Source organism: Serratia sp. CY84636, from assembly GCF_052166245.1.
GTDB lineage: Bacteria > Pseudomonadota > Gammaproteobacteria > Enterobacterales > Enterobacteriaceae > Serratia > Serratia nevei.
In genome coordinates, this window is the sequence record NZ_JBJNOX010000009.1 from 163,963 (window position 1) to 178,277 (window position 14,315).

Consider the following 14,315-nt stretch of genomic DNA (forward strand, 5'->3'; position numbering starts at 1 on the left):
TATATTCAACCATTGGGGTAATTCCCGGTCTTACATAACGTACAGGCATATACCCGCCGTGTTTCGGGCCGCCACATTGGCGAAGAACCCGGCGAGTACCGATTTGATTATGTGGTTTTGATGCACGTCGCCAACGTCAGGGAGTGGGCGTAGCGACGTCAGAATAGGGGTTTATTTTGGATATGCGCAGACAGTTGGCCCGTATCGCCGGGCTGGTATTATTGGCTATGTGTTGGGCACCGTTGAGTTGGGCCGCGCAAGGATGGCAACCGCTGGCGGAGAAGATCAACAAGAGCGAACACGATCCACGTCAGTATGAAGCGATCAAGTTGGCTAACGGCATGACGGTGTTGCTGGTGTCCGATGCCCAGGCACCGAAATCGCTGGCGGCGCTGGCATTGCCGGTCGGGTCACTCGAAGATCCGAACAGCCAACTGGGCTTGGCGCACTATCTGGAGCATATGGTACTGATGGGCTCCAAACGTTACCCAGAGCCGGAGAACCTGTCCGAATTCCTGAAAAAGCACGGCGGCAGCCACAACGCCAGCACGGCCTCTTATCGCACTGCCTTCTATCTGGAAGTGGAAAATGACGCGCTGGAGCCGGCGGTCGATCGCATGGCCGACGCCATTGCCGAGCCGCTGCTGGATCCGGGCAATGCCGATCGCGAGCGCAACGCGGTGAACGCCGAATTGACGATGGCACGTTCGCGCGACGGCATGCGTATGGCGCAGGTCGGCGCGGAAACCCTTAACCCGGCGCATCCGAGCGCGCGCTTCTCCGGCGGTAATCTCGATACGCTGAAAGACAAGCCGGACAGCAAGTTGCACGATGAGCTGACCGGCTTCTATAAACGCTACTACTCCGCCAACCTGATGATGGGCGTTTTGTACGGCAATCAGCCACTGTCGCAGCTGGCTGATATTGCGGCAAAAACCTTTGGCCGCGTGCCGAATCACGACGCCAGCGTGCCGCCGATCACCGTGCCGGCCGTGACGCCGGAACAGCAGGGCATCATCATTCACTATGTGCCGGCGCAGCCGCGCAAGCAGCTGAAGGTCGAGTTCCGCATCGATAACAACAGCGCCGCGTTTCGCAGCAAAACCGATACCTACATCAGCTACCTGATCGGCAACCGCAGCAAGAACACCCTGTCTGACTGGTTGCAGAAGCAGGGGCTGGCGGACGCCATCAATGCCGGCGCCGATCCGATGGTCGATCGCAACGGCGGCGTCTTCGCCATCAGCGTTTCACTGACCGACAAAGGCCTGGCCCAGCGCGACGAAGTCGTCGCCGCCATTTTCAACTACCTGAAAATGCTGCGCAGCGAAGGCATCAAGCAGAGCTACTTCGATGAAATCTCGCATGTTCTGAACCTGGATTTCCGTTATCCGTCGATCACGCGCGACATGGACTACATCGAATGGCTGGTGGACACCATGCTGCGCGTGCCGGTTGAGCATGCGCTGGACGCGCCTTACCTGGCCGATCGTTATGATCCTAAGGCGATCGCCGAACGTCTGGATGCCATGACGCCGCAAAACGCGCGCATCTGGTTCGTTAGCCCGGATGAGCCGCACAACAAGACGGCCTATTTCGTCAACGCGCCTTACCAGGTCGACAAAATCACGCCGCAGCGTTTTACGCAGTGGCAGCAGCTGGGCAGCGGCATTTCCCTGTCGTTGCCAGCGCTCAACCCGTACATCCCGGATGACTTTACCCTGACCAAGCCGTCGCACGAGTTCAAAAAGCCGGAAATGGTGGTGGATAAACCTGGCCTGCGCGTGCTGTACATGCCGAGCCGTTACTTCGCCGACGAGCCGAAGGCCGACGTCACCGTCGCTTTCCGCAACGCCAAAACCATGGATTCCGCGCGTAACCAGGTGCTGTTCTCGCTGACGGATTATCTGGCCGGCCTCGCGCTGGATCAGCTTAGCTATCAGGCATCGGTCGGCGGACTGAGCTTCTCGACCTCGCCGAACAACGGCCTGATGTTTAACGCCAACGGTTTTACCCAGCGTTTGCCGCAGTTGCTGACGGCGCTGATCGAGGGCTATTCCAGCTTCACGCCGACGGAAGATCAGCTGGCGCAGGCCAAATCCTGGTATCTGGAACAGTTGGACGCCGCCGAGAAGGGCAAGGCGTTTGAGCTGGCCATTCAGCCGGTGCAGATGGTTTCCCGCGTGCCGTATTCCGAACGCAGCGAGCGCCGCGAAGTGCTGAAGACGCTGACGCTGAAAGACGTGCTGGCCTATCGCGATAGCCTGCTGGCCGAGGCCACGCCAGAGCTATTGGTGGTGGGCAACATGAGCAAGCAGCAGGTCGACACGCTGGCGTCGACGCTGAAACATCGCCTGGGCTGTACCGGCATCGAATGGTGGCACGGCGAAGACGTGGTGGTGGACAAGAATCAGCTGGCCAACCTGCAACAGGTGGGCAGCAGCACTGACTCGGCGCTGGCGGCGGTCTATGTGCCGACCGGCTACGACGAAGTGACCGGCATGGCCTACAGCTCGCTGCTGGGGCAGATTATTCAGCCGTGGTTCTATAGCCAACTGCGCACTCAGGAGCAATTGGGGTATGCGGTCTTTGCCTTCCCGATGTCGGTGGGGCGCCAGTGGGGCGTGGGCTTCCTGTTGCAGAGCAACAGCAAGCAGCCGGCCTACCTGTACCAGCGTTATCAGGATTTCTACCCGAAAACCGAGAAGCGCTTGCGCGACATGAGCGAGGCGGACTTTGAGCAGTACAAACAGGCGCTCATCAATGAGCTGAAGCAGCGGCCGCAAACCCTGAGCGAAGAGGCCAGCCGGTTCGCCAACGATTTCGATCGCGGCAATTTCGCCTTCGATACCCGTCAGAAGCTGATCGCGCAGGTGCAGCAGCTGACGCCGGCCAAGCTGGCGGATTATTTCCACCAGGCGGTGATCCAGCCACAGGGGCTGGCGGTGCTGTCACAGGTGAGCGGCAGCGGGCAAGACAAGGCGGATTACGCGGCGCCTAAGGACTGGGTCACCTATCCGAACGCGTCTGCATTGCAGCAGATCCTACCGCGCAAAGTGGCGACGCCATGACGGAAACGGCCCCGCAGAGGCTGGAGCCGCTGACGCTGCCGCTGTTCGGCGAACGCCTGATCGAGGCGTCGGCGGGCACCGGCAAAACCTTTACCATCGGCGCGCTGTACCTGCGTTTACTGCTGGGGTTGGGCGGTGAAGCGGCGTTTCCTCGCCCGCTGACGGTAGAAGAAATCCTGGTGGTGACCTTTACCGAGGCCGCCACCGAGGAGCTGCGCGGGCGTATCCGCGACAACATTCACGGATTACGCATCGCCTGCGTGCGGGGCGTCAGCGCCAACCCGCTGTTTTCGGCGCTGATGGCTGAAATTGACGATTTGACCGACGCCGCCTCGCAGTTGCTGGCGGCGGAGCGGCAGATGGATGAAGCGGCGATCTACACCATTCACGGCTTTTGCCAACGAATGCTGACGCACAACGCCTTCGAGTCCGGCATGCTGTTTGAACAAACGCTGGTGCAGGACGAGCTGCCGCTGCGGCGGCAGGCCTGTGCCGACTTCTGGCGTCGCCACTGCTATCCGTTGCCGCTGGGCGTGGCGCGTGCGGTCAGCCAAGAGTGGAGCGGCCCGGAAGCGTTGCTGGCCGATCTTTCCGGCTATCTGCACGGTGAGGCGCCGGCGCTGCGTCGCCCGCCGAAGGACGAAGAAACCGTCCTGATGCGCCACGAGCAGATCGTCGCGCGTATCGACGCCATCAAGGCGCAATGGCGGGCGGCGGCGGGCGATCTGGAGGCGTTGATCGCCCAGTCCGGCGTCGATAAGCGCAGTTACAGCAGCAAGCACCTGCCGAACTGGCTGAACAAGGTCGGCGAATGGAGCGGGCAGGAGACTCAGGACTATCAGCTGCCGAAGGAACTGGATAAATTTCGCCAGTCGGTGCTGCTGGAGAAGACCAAGAAAGGCGAGCCGCCGCGGCATGTGCTGTTCACGGCGATCGACGAGCTGTTCGATGAGCCGTTGACGCTGCGCGACCTGATCATGGCGCGTGCGCTCAGCGAGATCCGCACTTCCATTCAGCAGGAAAAGCGCCAGCGCGCCGAGCTGGGGTTTGACGACCTGCTCAGCCGGCTGGACGGCGCCCTGCAAAGCGGCGGTGGTGAACAGCTGGCACAGGCGATCCGTCAGCGCTACCCGGTGGCGATGATCGATGAATTCCAGGATACCGATCCGCAGCAATACCGTATTTTCCAAAAGCTTTACGTCGGCCGGCCCGATTGCGGCCTGCTGCTGATCGGCGATCCCAAGCAGGCGATTTACGCCTTTCGCGGTGCCGACATTTTTACTTACATGCGGGCGCGTTCAGAGGTGAGCGCCCACTATACGCTGGAGACCAACTGGCGCTCGTCGCCGTCGATGGTCGCCAGCGTCAATCACCTGTTTTCTCAGGTAGAAAAGCCTTTCCTGTTCGGCCAAATCCCCTTTATCGAGGTCAGCGCGGCGGAAAAGAACCAAGGGCTGGCGTTTGACCTGCACGGCAAGCCGCAAGCGGCGATGCAGTTCTGGCTGCAGCAGGGGGAAGGCGTCGGTGTAAGTGATTACCAACAGTTGATGGCGCGCCTGTGCGCCACGCAAATTCGCGACTGGCTCAGCGCCGGGCAGCAGGGCCAGGCGTGGCTGCAGGGCGGCAAGGAGCCTCGTTCGGTACAAGCCTCCGATATCACAGTGCTGGTGCGCAGCCGGAATGAGGCGGCGTTGGTGCGCGATGCGCTGAGCGCGCTGTCCATTCCGTCGGTGTATCTGTCCAACCGCGATAGCGTGTTCGACACCCCGGAGGCCAAAGACCTGCTGTGGTTGTTGCAGGCGGTGTTGGCGCCGGAACAGGAGCGCACGCTGCGCAGCGCCATGGCTACCGGGCTGATGGGGCTGGACGCGCCGACGCTGGACGGCCTGAGCCGTGATGAGCGCGCCTGGGACGCGTTGGTTAATGAATTCGACAATTACCGCACGCTCTGGCTGCGCCGCGGCGTGTTGCCGATGCTGAGCGAGGTGATGAAAGCGCGCCAGCTGGCGGAGAACCTGCTGGCCAGCGCCGGCGGCGAGCGTCGCTTGACCGACGTGCTGCACCTGGGGGAGCTGTTGCAAGAGGCGGCGGCGCAGCTCGACAGCGAGCATGCGCTGGTTCGCTGGCTGGCGCAGCAGATTGCCCAGCCTAATCGCCAGTCCGACAATCAACAGCTGCGGCTGGAGAGCGACCGGCATCTGGTGCAGGTGATCACCATCCACAAGTCCAAGGGGCTGGAATTCGATTTGGTATGGCTGCCGTTCGTCGGCAATTTCCGCCAGCAGCAACAGGCGCTGTATCACGATCGCCACAGCTTCCAGGCATTGCTGGATCTCGACGCCAATGAAGAGAGCCAGGCCTGGGCGGAGGAGGAGCGGTTGGCGGAAGACCTGCGTCTGCTGTACGTGGCGCTGACCCGCTCGGTGTACCACTGCAGCATCGGCATCGCGCCGTTGTTCCAGGGCACGCGCAAGAAACAGGGCGAGACCGATCTGCACCGCAGCGCATTGGGTTATCTTGTGCAGGGCGGGCAGGCCGGCGACGCCGCGTATCTGCAGGAGCGGCTGCAGCAACTGGCGGGCGGCGGCATTGCGCTGTCGCTGGTGGAACCGCCGGACGAGGCGCCCTGGCAGCCCCAGGTGGCGCTGGCTGAAGCGCTGGCGGCGAAAAACTTTACCCGGCGGATCCAGGATTTTTGGCGAGTGACCAGCTATACCGGTTTGCAACAGCACGGCGCGAGCCTGATGCAGGATCTGCTGCCGCGTCTGGATGTCGACGCCGCGGGCGAGCGCGGGGAAGAAAGTGAGCCAGCGCTCACACCGCATACCTTCCCGCGCGGCGCAACGCCCGGCACCTTCTTGCACAGCCTGTTCGAAACGCTGGACTTCACTCAGCCGCTGGACGAACAGTGGCTGCTGGCGCAGCTGCAACAGCACGGGTTCGCCGAACATTGGCAGCCGATTTTGCTGGCGTGGATGCGGGTATTGCTCAATACGCCGCTTGCCGACAGCGGCGTGACGCTGGCGGCGCTGACGCCGCAGCACAAGCAGGCCGAGCTGCAGTTCTATTTGCCGATCAACCGGCTGTTGCAGGCGAAGGAGCTCGATGCCCTGGTGAAGCGTTACGATCCGCTTTCCGCCCGCTGTCCGGAGCTGGATTTTCATCAGGTACAGGGCATGCTGAAAGGCTTTATCGACCTGGTGTTCTGCTGGCAGGGCAAATACTACCTGCTGGACTACAAGTCCAACTGGCTGGGGGAAGACAGTAGCGCCTATACCCGGCCGGCGATGGAGCAGGCGATGGCGGAGCATCGTTACGATCTGCAATACCAGCTGTATACGCTGGCGCTGCATCGTTATCTGCGTCATCGGTTGCCGGATTACGATTATCGGCGCCATTTTGGCGGGGTGATTTATCTGTTCCTGCGCGGCGTGGATGCGGCGCACCCGGGCAACGGCATTTTCACCTGTCTCCCCGAGTTTGAGCTGGTGGAGGGGATGGATCGCTTGTTCAGCGGCGAAGCTGCGGCGACGGAGGAAGGATCATGATCGCACTGCTGGAGCAGGCGGTGGCGCTTGGCGTGCTGCGCCCGCTGGACGTGCAGTTCGCCCGCGTGGTGGCGAACGAAGACGAGCCCGATATTTTGCTGGCCGCCGCCTGCCTGAGCGCAGAGGCGGGGGCCGGCCACGTCTGTCTGATGCTGGAGCAACTGCAGGCGGACACGCTGTTTGATGGGCGCCAGCCGGCGTTGGCGTTGGCGGTGTGGGAGGCGGCCGGGCGACCGGATAGCGCGCGTTGGCAGCAGCGTTTGGCGGCCAGCGCAGCGGTCGGTGACGGCAGTAGCGCTACGCCGCTGGTGCTGCGCGGGCCGCGCCTGTATCTGCAGCGCATGTGGCAAAACGAAGGTGAAGTGGCGGCGTTTATCGGCGGCGAAGGCGAGTCGCTGGCGGTACCGGAGGCTGAGCTGCGCATTATTCTCGACCGCTTGTTCGGCGCGGCGAGTGACGAGCCCGATTGGCAGAAGATCGCCGCCGCAGTGGCCGCCACGCGGCGTATCGCGGTCATTTCCGGCGGGCCTGGCACCGGTAAAACCACCACCGTCGCCAAGCTGTTGGCGGCGCTGGTGCAGCTGGATGAAGGCGCGCGCTTGCGCATTCAGCTGGCGGCACCGACCGGCAAGGCGGCGGCGCGCCTGACGGAGTCGCTTGGCAGCGCCAGCCGCCAGTTGGCGCTGACCCCGGCGCAGCAGGCGCTGTTCCCGACGGAGGCGGCGACGTTGCACCGTCTGTTGGGGGCGCAACCGAACAGTCAGCGCATGCGCTATCACCGTGGCAACCGGCTGCATTTGGATGTGCTGGTGGTGGATGAGGCCTCGATGGTCGATCTGCCGATGATGGCACGCCTGATTGCCGCGTTGCCCGATCGGGCGCGGGTGATTTTCCTCGGCGACCGCGATCAGCTGGCCTCGGTGGAGGCCGGCGCGGTGCTGGGAGATATTTGCCGCTTTGCCGAGCAGGGATACAGCGACGCGCGTGCCGCAGAGCTGAGCCGCCTGACCGGCTGTTCGCTCGCAGGGCAGCAGGCCGATGCGGAAGCGGCGGTGCGCGACAGCCTGTGTCTGCTGCGCAAGAGCTACCGTTTCGATGCCCGTTCCGGCATCGGTCAGCTGGCGTTGGCGGTCAATGCCGGGGCGGGGGATCGCGCGCTGGCGGCATTAAACGGCAGTTTCGGCGATGTCACGGGCTATGCGCTGGCGACGAGTGAAGAGTATCAGGCGCTGTTGGATGCCTGCGTGGCGGGCTATCGCGACTATTTGCGGCTGACCGCCGAAGGCGCGGACACGGCGGCGGTGCTGGCGGCCTTTGGCCGTTTTCAGGTGCTGTGCGCGCTGCGTGAAGGGCCATTCGGCGTCGCCGGCTTGAATGATCGTATTGAGCTCGGGCTGCAGCGTGCCGGTCTGATCGACCGCAAACCGGGCGTGCTCGGCCGCTGGTACCGGGGGCGGCCGGTGATGATCGGCCGCAACGACAGCGCGCTGGGGCTGTTCAATGGGGATATCGGCATTACGCTGCCGGATGAGCACGGCGATTTGCGCGTGCATTTCCAACTGCCGGACGGCAGCATCAAGTCGGTGCAGCCGAGCCGTTTGCCGGCGCATGAAACCGCCTATGCCATGACGGTGCACAAATCTCAGGGATCGGAGTTTGACCATACGGTCCTGGTGTTGCCGAATCACTTCCTGCCGGTGCTGACGCGTGAGCTGGTCTATACCGCGATCACTCGCGCGCGTAAGCAGCTCTCGCTGTATGCCACGGAGGCGGTGTTGCTGCGGGCCATTCGTATGCCGACTCAGCGTCGCAGCGGATTGGCTGAACGGCTGCAGGCGACGGAATAAGCGTTGAAGGGGCGCGGCAACGGCCGCGCCGTGGGGATTACAGATCGGCCAGCAGGATTTTGGAACGGCGCTGGTAGTTATACAGCGCCTGCTTTTGCATCGGCAGCACGTCGACTTCCGCCGGGGTGAATCCGCGTTCCTGGAACCAGTGGATGCTGCGGGTGGTCAGCACGAACAGCTTCTTCAGCCCCATCTGCCGCGCCTGGTTTTCCACCCGCTGCAGCAGCATCTCGCCGCGCGAAGAGCTGCGGTAATCGGGATGTACCGCGACACAGGCCATCTCACCGATTTTTTCCTCTAAGAACGGGTACAGCGCCGCGCAGGCGATGGTCAGGTTGTCGCGTTCGATAATGGTGAACTTGTCGATCTCCATCTCCAACTGTTCGCGCGAACGGCGCACCAGAATACCCTGCTGCTCGAGCGGCCGGATCAGCTCCAGAATGCCGCCGATGTCGTTGATCGTCGCCCGGCGCACCTGTTCGGCGCTCTCCATCACGATTTGGGTGCCGATGCCGTCGCGTGAGAACAGCTCTTGCACCAGCGCACCGTCCTCCTGGTAGCTGATCAGGTGGCTGCGGCGCACGCCGCTGCGGCAGCCTTTCACCGCCCCGCGCAGGAAGCGCACGGTGCCGGAATGGTAGTCGCCGCCTTCCTCGAGCTCTTCAAGGCGCTTTTGCGCGTCGTTGGGGAACAGCTCGGAAAGGATGTTACCCTCCGCGTCGGTCACACCTTGCGAGGAGCAGAAACCGATCATTTTTTCCGCTTTCAGCTTGATCGCCAACTGGGTAGCCACTTCTTCCGAAGTCAGGTTGAAGCTCTCGCCGGTGACCGAAACCGCGACCGGGCCGATCAGCACGATGGCGTTGCTGTCGAGCTGGCGGTGGATCGCGTCTTCATCGATGCGGCGAATGCGGCCGCTGTGACAGTAGTCGATGCCGTCATCGACGCCCAGCGGCTGCGCGATGATGAAGTTGCCGCTGACCACGTTGATATGCGCGCCCTGTAGCGGCGTGTTGTTGAGGCTCATCGACAGCCGGGCAGTGATATCGAGCTGCAACAAACCGGCGGCCTGCTTAACCAGCTCGAGCGTATGGGCGTCGGTCACGCGGGTGTGTTTGTGGTAGATCGGCTCATAGTTGTGCTGCGCCAGATTGGCGTCGATCTGCGGCCGTGCGCCGTAAACCACCACCAGGCGAATGCCCAGACTATGCAGCAGCCCGATATCGTTGACGATGTTGGAGAAATTCTCGTGTTCGATGGCTTCCCCGCCGAGCATGATGACAAACGTCTTGCCGCGGTGGGCATTGATATAGGGGACTGAGTGACGGAATCCTTGCACCAGCTCTGTACTACGTTCCTTCACGACAAACCTCTTTTGCATATTTATACGGTATTTTTGTATTTTTATTCTTTTATGGCGCCGATGGCAAGCGAGAAATCGTCACGAAGAGTGCGCTAAGGGTGCTAAATCGTTAATAAATTGAAAAACCATAAAAAGATTTTCTGATGACAGGGCTGGAATGATTGGTTAAAGTTTTCGGCATCCCCGTTTTATTGGTGTTTTTTTCATCTGTTGTAAACAGCTATTACTGCCGGAGCCGCATGCCAAACTCTAATCACAATCTGGGCCGCCGTCGTTTATTACAGGGCGTTGCCGCCAGCTGGTTGCTGAGTGTGAGTCGCACGGGCTTCGCCGCGTCATCGCACGTGATCGCCGTGCGCGTCTGGCCATCCTCCACCTATACCCGCGTCACGCTGGAATCCAACGTCGAGCTGAAATACAAGCAGTTTGCCCTGACCAATCCCGATCGCGTGGTGGTGGACATTGAAGGCGTTCACCTTAACAGCGTGCTGAAAGGCATCGCCGGGCAGGTACGTGCCGACGACCCTTATCTCAAGCAGGCGCGCGTTGGCCAGTTCGATCAGAATACCGTGCGGCTGGTGCTGGAGCTCAAGCAGAGCGTCAGCCCGCATATTTTCACGCTGTCGCCGGTGCCGGAGTATCGCAACCGTCTGGTCATGGATCTCTACCCGACCAAGGCCGGCAGCGGCGGCGAGGAGTATGATCCGCTACTGGCGTTACTGGAAGATTACAACAAGGGCGATCTGGAGCGCACGCTGCCGCCGGAAGCGCCGCAGGCCGGCAAGGCGGGGCGCGATCGGCCGATCGTCATCATGCTGGATCCTGGCCACGGCGGCGAAGATCCCGGCGCTATCGGCAAGTACAAGACGCGCGAGAAAGACATCGTATTGCAGATTGCCCGCAAGCTGAGCGCCATGATCAAGCGCGAGCCGAACATGAAGGTGTTCATGACGCGCAACGAAGACGTGTTTATCCCGCTCAAGGTGCGCGTCGCCAAGGCGCGCAAGCAGCGCGCGGATCTGTTCGTTTCGATTCACGCCGACGCCTTTACCAGCCGCGCGGCGCGCGGTTCATCGGTGTTCGCGTTGTCCACCAAGGGCGCCACCAGCTCGGCGGCCAAGTTCCTGGCGCAGACGCAGAACGCGTCGGACCAAATTGGCGGCGTCAGCAAGAGTGGCGACCGCTACCTCGACCACACCATGTTTGATCTGATCCAGACCGCGACCATCAACGACAGCCTGAAGTTCGGCAAGGAAGTGTTGAATCGGATGGGGAAAATCAACCGGTTGCACAAGAATCGCGTCGATCAGGCCGGTTTTGCGGTGTTGAAGGCGCCGGATATCCCGTCGATCCTGGTGGAAACGGCGTTTATCAGCAACATTGAAGAGGAGCGCAAGCTGCGCACCAGCCATTTCCAGCAGCAGGTGGCGGAGTCGATTCTGGCGGGCATCAAGGCTTATTTCGCCAACGGCGGCGCGCTGGCGAGCCGATAGAAGCAGGGCCGGGCGCGAGTCCGGCTATTTTTGCGGATTGCAGATACAAAAAAACACCCGTCAGGGTGCTTGTCTGTTGTCATCAAGAGTTGGTTGCGGAGGCCGGATTTGAACCGACGACCTTCGGGTTATGAGCCCGACGAGCTACCAGGCTGCTCCACCCCGCGTCCGTCTTGATGCTGTATTACTACGAAACCACCGTTTCATGGTATGCCGCTGGTACGACATTCGGTTGGTTGCGGGGGCCGGATTTGAACCGACGACCTTCGGGTTATGAGCCCGACGAGCTACCAGGCTGCTCCACCCCGCGTCCGATGGATGCGCACTATACTCTCCATGCGTTTTGTTGCAAACCCTTTTTGCATTTTATTGGCCTAAACCCGTTTTTCTGCTGGATTTGCCCGCAATTTGCCTTCTTTTTCATCACCATCCTCCGTGCGGCTTTTTTTATTTGCAGCGATTCCTTTATCAATGAGCGTTTGTTATCGTTCAGCCGGTAGATCATATCAGTTTGAGAGTGTGCGCGATGAAAGGACGTTGGGGCAAATACCTGCTGGGCGGGTTGATGGTGGCGGTGTTGGCGGGCTGTTCGTCCAAGCCGACCGATCGGGGTCAGCAATATAAAGACGGCCGTCTGGATCAATCGCTGGAGCTGGTCAATCAGCCCAACGCCAAAGGTTCGCCGGTCAACGCCAAGGACTACTCGGATCAGCTGATGGAGATCAAGTACGCGTCGCCTTCGCTGTTTAACCGCAACAACAGCACCTATCAGGCGGTGCAAAGCTGGATGGCGTCCGGCGCCGACACGCGCATGCTGAGCCAGTACGGCCTCAGCGCTTACCAGATGGAAGGCGTCGACAATTACGGCAACGTGCAGTTTACCGGCTACTACACGCCGGTGGTGCAGGCGCGCTATACCCAACAGGGCGAGTTCCGCTATCCGCTGTACCGCATGCCGCCGAAGGGCAGAGGCCGCTTGCCGGATCGCGCGGGCATCTATTCCGGCGCGCTCGACGATCGCTATATCATCGCTTACACCAACTCGCTGATGGACAACTTCATGATGGAAGTCCAGGGCAGTGGCTACGTCGACTACGGCAACGGCCAGCCGCTGGTGTTCTTCGGCTACGGCGGCAAGAACGGTCACGCTTATCGCAGCATCGGCAAGGTGCTGATCGATCGCGGCGAAGTGGCCAAGGCGGACATGTCGATGCAGGCGATCCGTCAGTGGGCGGATACCCACAGCGCCGCAGAGGTGCGTGAGCTGCTGGAGCAAAATCCGTCGTTCGTGTTCTTCCGCCCGGAAGCTTTTGCGCCGGTGAAGGGCGCCAGCGCGGTGCCGCTGATCGCCAAAGCCTCGGTGGCCTCCGACCGTTCGCTGATCCCGGCGGGCACCACGCTGCTGGCCGAAGTGCCGCTGCTGGACAACAAGGGCAAATTCACGGGAAAATACGAGATGCGCCTGATGGTCGCGCTCGACGTGGGCGGCGCCATCAAGGGCCAGCATTTTGACATGTATCAGGGTATCGGGCCGGAAGCCGGCCACTCGGCGGGATACTACAACCACTATGGCCGCGTCTGGGTGCTGAAGAACAACGGCGGTGGCCAGCTGTTCAGCGCCAATCAGTCAAACGGCGGCGGTTCGTTGCTGGCCACCCGCTAAACGCATACGGCGTGAAAAGAGTGACCCGCAAGGGCCGGATTTTCCGGCCCTTATCATTTGCATTACGAAGGTAATTAAAGCGTTATGAGCACAGCTTATTCGGAAGCCTATCTGCAGCGTTTCGGCGGCACGGCGCGGTTGTACGGCCAGCAGGCGCTGGCGGTGTTCGCGCAAGCGCACGTCTGCGTGATCGGCATCGGCGGCGTGGGTTCCTGGGCGGCTGAGGCACTGGCGCGCACCGGCATCGGCGCCATCACCCTGATCGACATGGATGATGTTTGCGTCACCAATACCAACCGCCAGATCCACGCGTTGCGCCAACACGTCGGGCAATCGAAAACCGAGGTGATGGCGGAGCGTATCCTGGCGATTAACCCGGAATGCCGGGTGACCTGCATCGACGATTTCATCACCCCGGACAATGTCGCCGAGCTGCTGGACCATAACTTCAGCTACGTCATCGACGCGATCGACAGCGTGCGGCCGAAGGCGGCGTTGCTGTCATACTGCCGCCGCTTCAAGATCCCGGTGGTGACTACCGGCGGCGCCGGCGGGCAGATTGACCCGACCAAGATCGAAGTGGCCGATCTGGCGAAAACCATCCAGGATCCGCTGGCCGCCAAGCTGCGCGAGCGGCTGAAACACGATTTCAACGTGGTGAAAAACGGCAAGGGCAAGCTGGGCATCGACTGCGTCTTCTCCAGCGAGCCGCTGGTTTACCCGCAGCCGGACGGTTCGGTGTGCGCTTCGCGCAGTACGGCGGAAGGGCCGAAAAGAATGGATTGCAGCGCGGGATTCGGCGCGGCGACCATGGTCACCGCGACCTTCGGCTTCGTCGCCGTGTCGCACGCGCTGAAAAAGATGGTGGCGAAGGCGGCGCGTCAGGCGTAACGGGCGGCGATGGCCTTTACGGCGGCGGCCAACGCCGCCAGGCCGCTGGCGCGGGTGGCGCTCAGCTGCGCGCGCAATGCCAGGCGGTCGAACAGCGCCAGCGGATCCAATGCGGCGATCTGCTGCGGCGTTTTCCCTTCCACTTCGGTCAGCAGCACCGCCAACAGGCCGCGCACGATGCGGCCTTCGCTGTCGCCATAGAAGTGCAGCGTGCCGTCTTCCAGCAACTGGTGCCCCAACCAGACGCGGTTTTCACACCCGCTCAACGCTATTTCTTCACTGCGCAAGGCCTCCGGCAGCGGCGGCAGCCGTTTCGCGAGCATAATCAGCTGGCGGTAGCGGTCTTCCCACTGTTTCAGCGTGCTGAAGGTGGCGATCAACGCTTCGGCGGTGACCTCTCGGCCAAAAGGATGGGGGGCGAGCATAGCGTCTCCGGGAA

At 61.6% G+C, this 14,315-nt stretch carries 8 protein-coding genes and 2 tRNA genes; 6 read left to right on the plus strand and 4 right to left on the minus strand.

Annotated features, from left to right (window positions below):
- Window positions 1-182: 182 nt before the first annotated feature.
- Genes ptrA through recD form a run of 3 tightly spaced genes read left to right on the plus strand, consistent with a single transcriptional unit; the run spans window position 183 to window position 8,466 of the window.
- On the plus strand, window positions 183-3,071 hold the full coding sequence (gene ptrA, locus ACJ8QI_RS21045) for a pitrilysin (RefSeq protein ID WP_070913928.1): 2,889 nt from the start codon (window positions 183-185) through the stop codon (window positions 3,069-3,071).
- Window positions 3,068-6,619: an exodeoxyribonuclease V subunit beta gene (gene recB, locus ACJ8QI_RS21050; protein ID WP_442533031.1), complete on the plus strand. Its 3,552-nt coding sequence runs from the start codon at window positions 3,068-3,070 to the stop codon at window positions 6,617-6,619. The genes ptrA and recB overlap by 4 nt, the downstream gene beginning before the upstream one ends.
- Entirely contained in the window at window positions 6,616-8,466 is a 1,851-nt protein-coding gene (recD, locus tag ACJ8QI_RS21055) for an exodeoxyribonuclease V subunit alpha (protein WP_442533032.1), read from the plus strand. Before recB ends, recD begins: the two co-directional genes overlap by 4 nt.
- Before the next feature lie 37 nt (window positions 8,467-8,503).
- Here recD and argA read toward each other — a convergent pair whose 3' ends face one another.
- The gene (gene argA / locus ACJ8QI_RS21060; protein ID WP_048234611.1) at window positions 8,504-9,847 is read right to left on the minus strand and encodes an amino-acid N-acetyltransferase; all 1,344 of its coding nucleotides are present in this window, start codon (window positions 9,845-9,847) and stop codon (window positions 8,504-8,506) included.
- A gap of 221 nt (window positions 9,848-10,068) precedes the next feature.
- Here argA and amiC point away from each other — a divergent pair, with 221 nt between their 5' ends.
- Complete coding sequence (gene amiC, locus ACJ8QI_RS21065) at window positions 10,069-11,322, plus strand: N-acetylmuramoyl-L-alanine amidase AmiC (RefSeq protein ID WP_442533033.1); 1,254 nt, start codon at window positions 10,069-10,071, stop codon at window positions 11,320-11,322.
- A gap of 90 nt (window positions 11,323-11,412) precedes the next feature.
- On the opposite strand, the gene ACJ8QI_RS21070 is transcribed toward amiC, so the two are convergent.
- Together ACJ8QI_RS21070 and ACJ8QI_RS21075 are read right to left on the minus strand one after the other, a co-directional pair.
- A tRNA-Met gene (locus ACJ8QI_RS21070) sits at window positions 11,413-11,489 on the minus strand.
- Window positions 11,490-11,555: 66 nt separating this feature from the next.
- A tRNA-Met gene (locus ACJ8QI_RS21075) sits at window positions 11,556-11,632 on the minus strand.
- Between the two features lie 216 nt (window positions 11,633-11,848).
- Here ACJ8QI_RS21075 and mltA point away from each other — a divergent pair.
- Both mltA and tcdA read left to right on the plus strand, forming a co-directional pair.
- Window positions 11,849-12,985 (plus strand): murein transglycosylase A, encoded by a 1,137-nt coding sequence (mltA, locus tag ACJ8QI_RS21080; RefSeq protein WP_004931884.1) that lies wholly within the window; start codon window positions 11,849-11,851, stop codon window positions 12,983-12,985.
- 84 nt (window positions 12,986-13,069) lie between these two features.
- Window positions 13,070-13,876, plus strand: coding sequence for a tRNA cyclic N6-threonylcarbamoyladenosine(37) synthase TcdA (tcdA, locus tag ACJ8QI_RS21085; RefSeq protein ID WP_004931886.1), 807 nt, complete (start codon window positions 13,070-13,072; stop codon window positions 13,874-13,876).
- On the opposite strand, the gene csdE is transcribed toward tcdA, so the two are convergent.
- A complete protein-coding gene (gene csdE / locus ACJ8QI_RS21090) occupies window positions 13,867-14,301 on the minus strand; it encodes a cysteine desulfurase sulfur acceptor subunit CsdE (RefSeq protein ID WP_038878734.1) in 435 nt (144 codons plus the stop codon). The two genes, tcdA and csdE, sit on opposite strands and share 10 nt — an antisense overlap.
- Between the last annotated feature and the right edge of the window lie 14 nt (window positions 14,302-14,315).

Excerpts from the sequence above, each read along its gene's own strand:
- ptrA (WP_070913928.1), top strand. The coding sequence starts at position 183 with ATGCGCAGACAGTTGGCCCGTATCGCCGGGCTGGTATTATTGGCTATG.
- recB (WP_442533031.1), top strand. The coding sequence starts at position 3,068 with ATGACGGAAACGGCCCCGCAGAGGCTGGAGCCGCTGACGCTGCCGCTG.
- recD (WP_442533032.1), top strand. The coding sequence starts at position 6,616 with ATGATCGCACTGCTGGAGCAGGCGGTGGCGCTTGGCGTGCTGCGCCCG.
- argA (WP_048234611.1), bottom strand. The coding sequence starts at position 9,847 with ATGCAAAAGAGGTTTGTCGTGAAGGAACGTAGTACAGAGCTGGTGCAA.
- amiC (WP_442533033.1), top strand. The coding sequence starts at position 10,069 with ATGCCAAACTCTAATCACAATCTGGGCCGCCGTCGTTTATTACAGGGC.
- mltA (WP_004931884.1), top strand. The coding sequence starts at position 11,849 with ATGAAAGGACGTTGGGGCAAATACCTGCTGGGCGGGTTGATGGTGGCG.
- tcdA (WP_004931886.1), top strand. The coding sequence starts at position 13,070 with ATGAGCACAGCTTATTCGGAAGCCTATCTGCAGCGTTTCGGCGGCACG.
- csdE (WP_038878734.1), bottom strand. The coding sequence starts at position 14,301 with ATGCTCGCCCCCCATCCTTTTGGCCGAGAGGTCACCGCCGAAGCGTTG.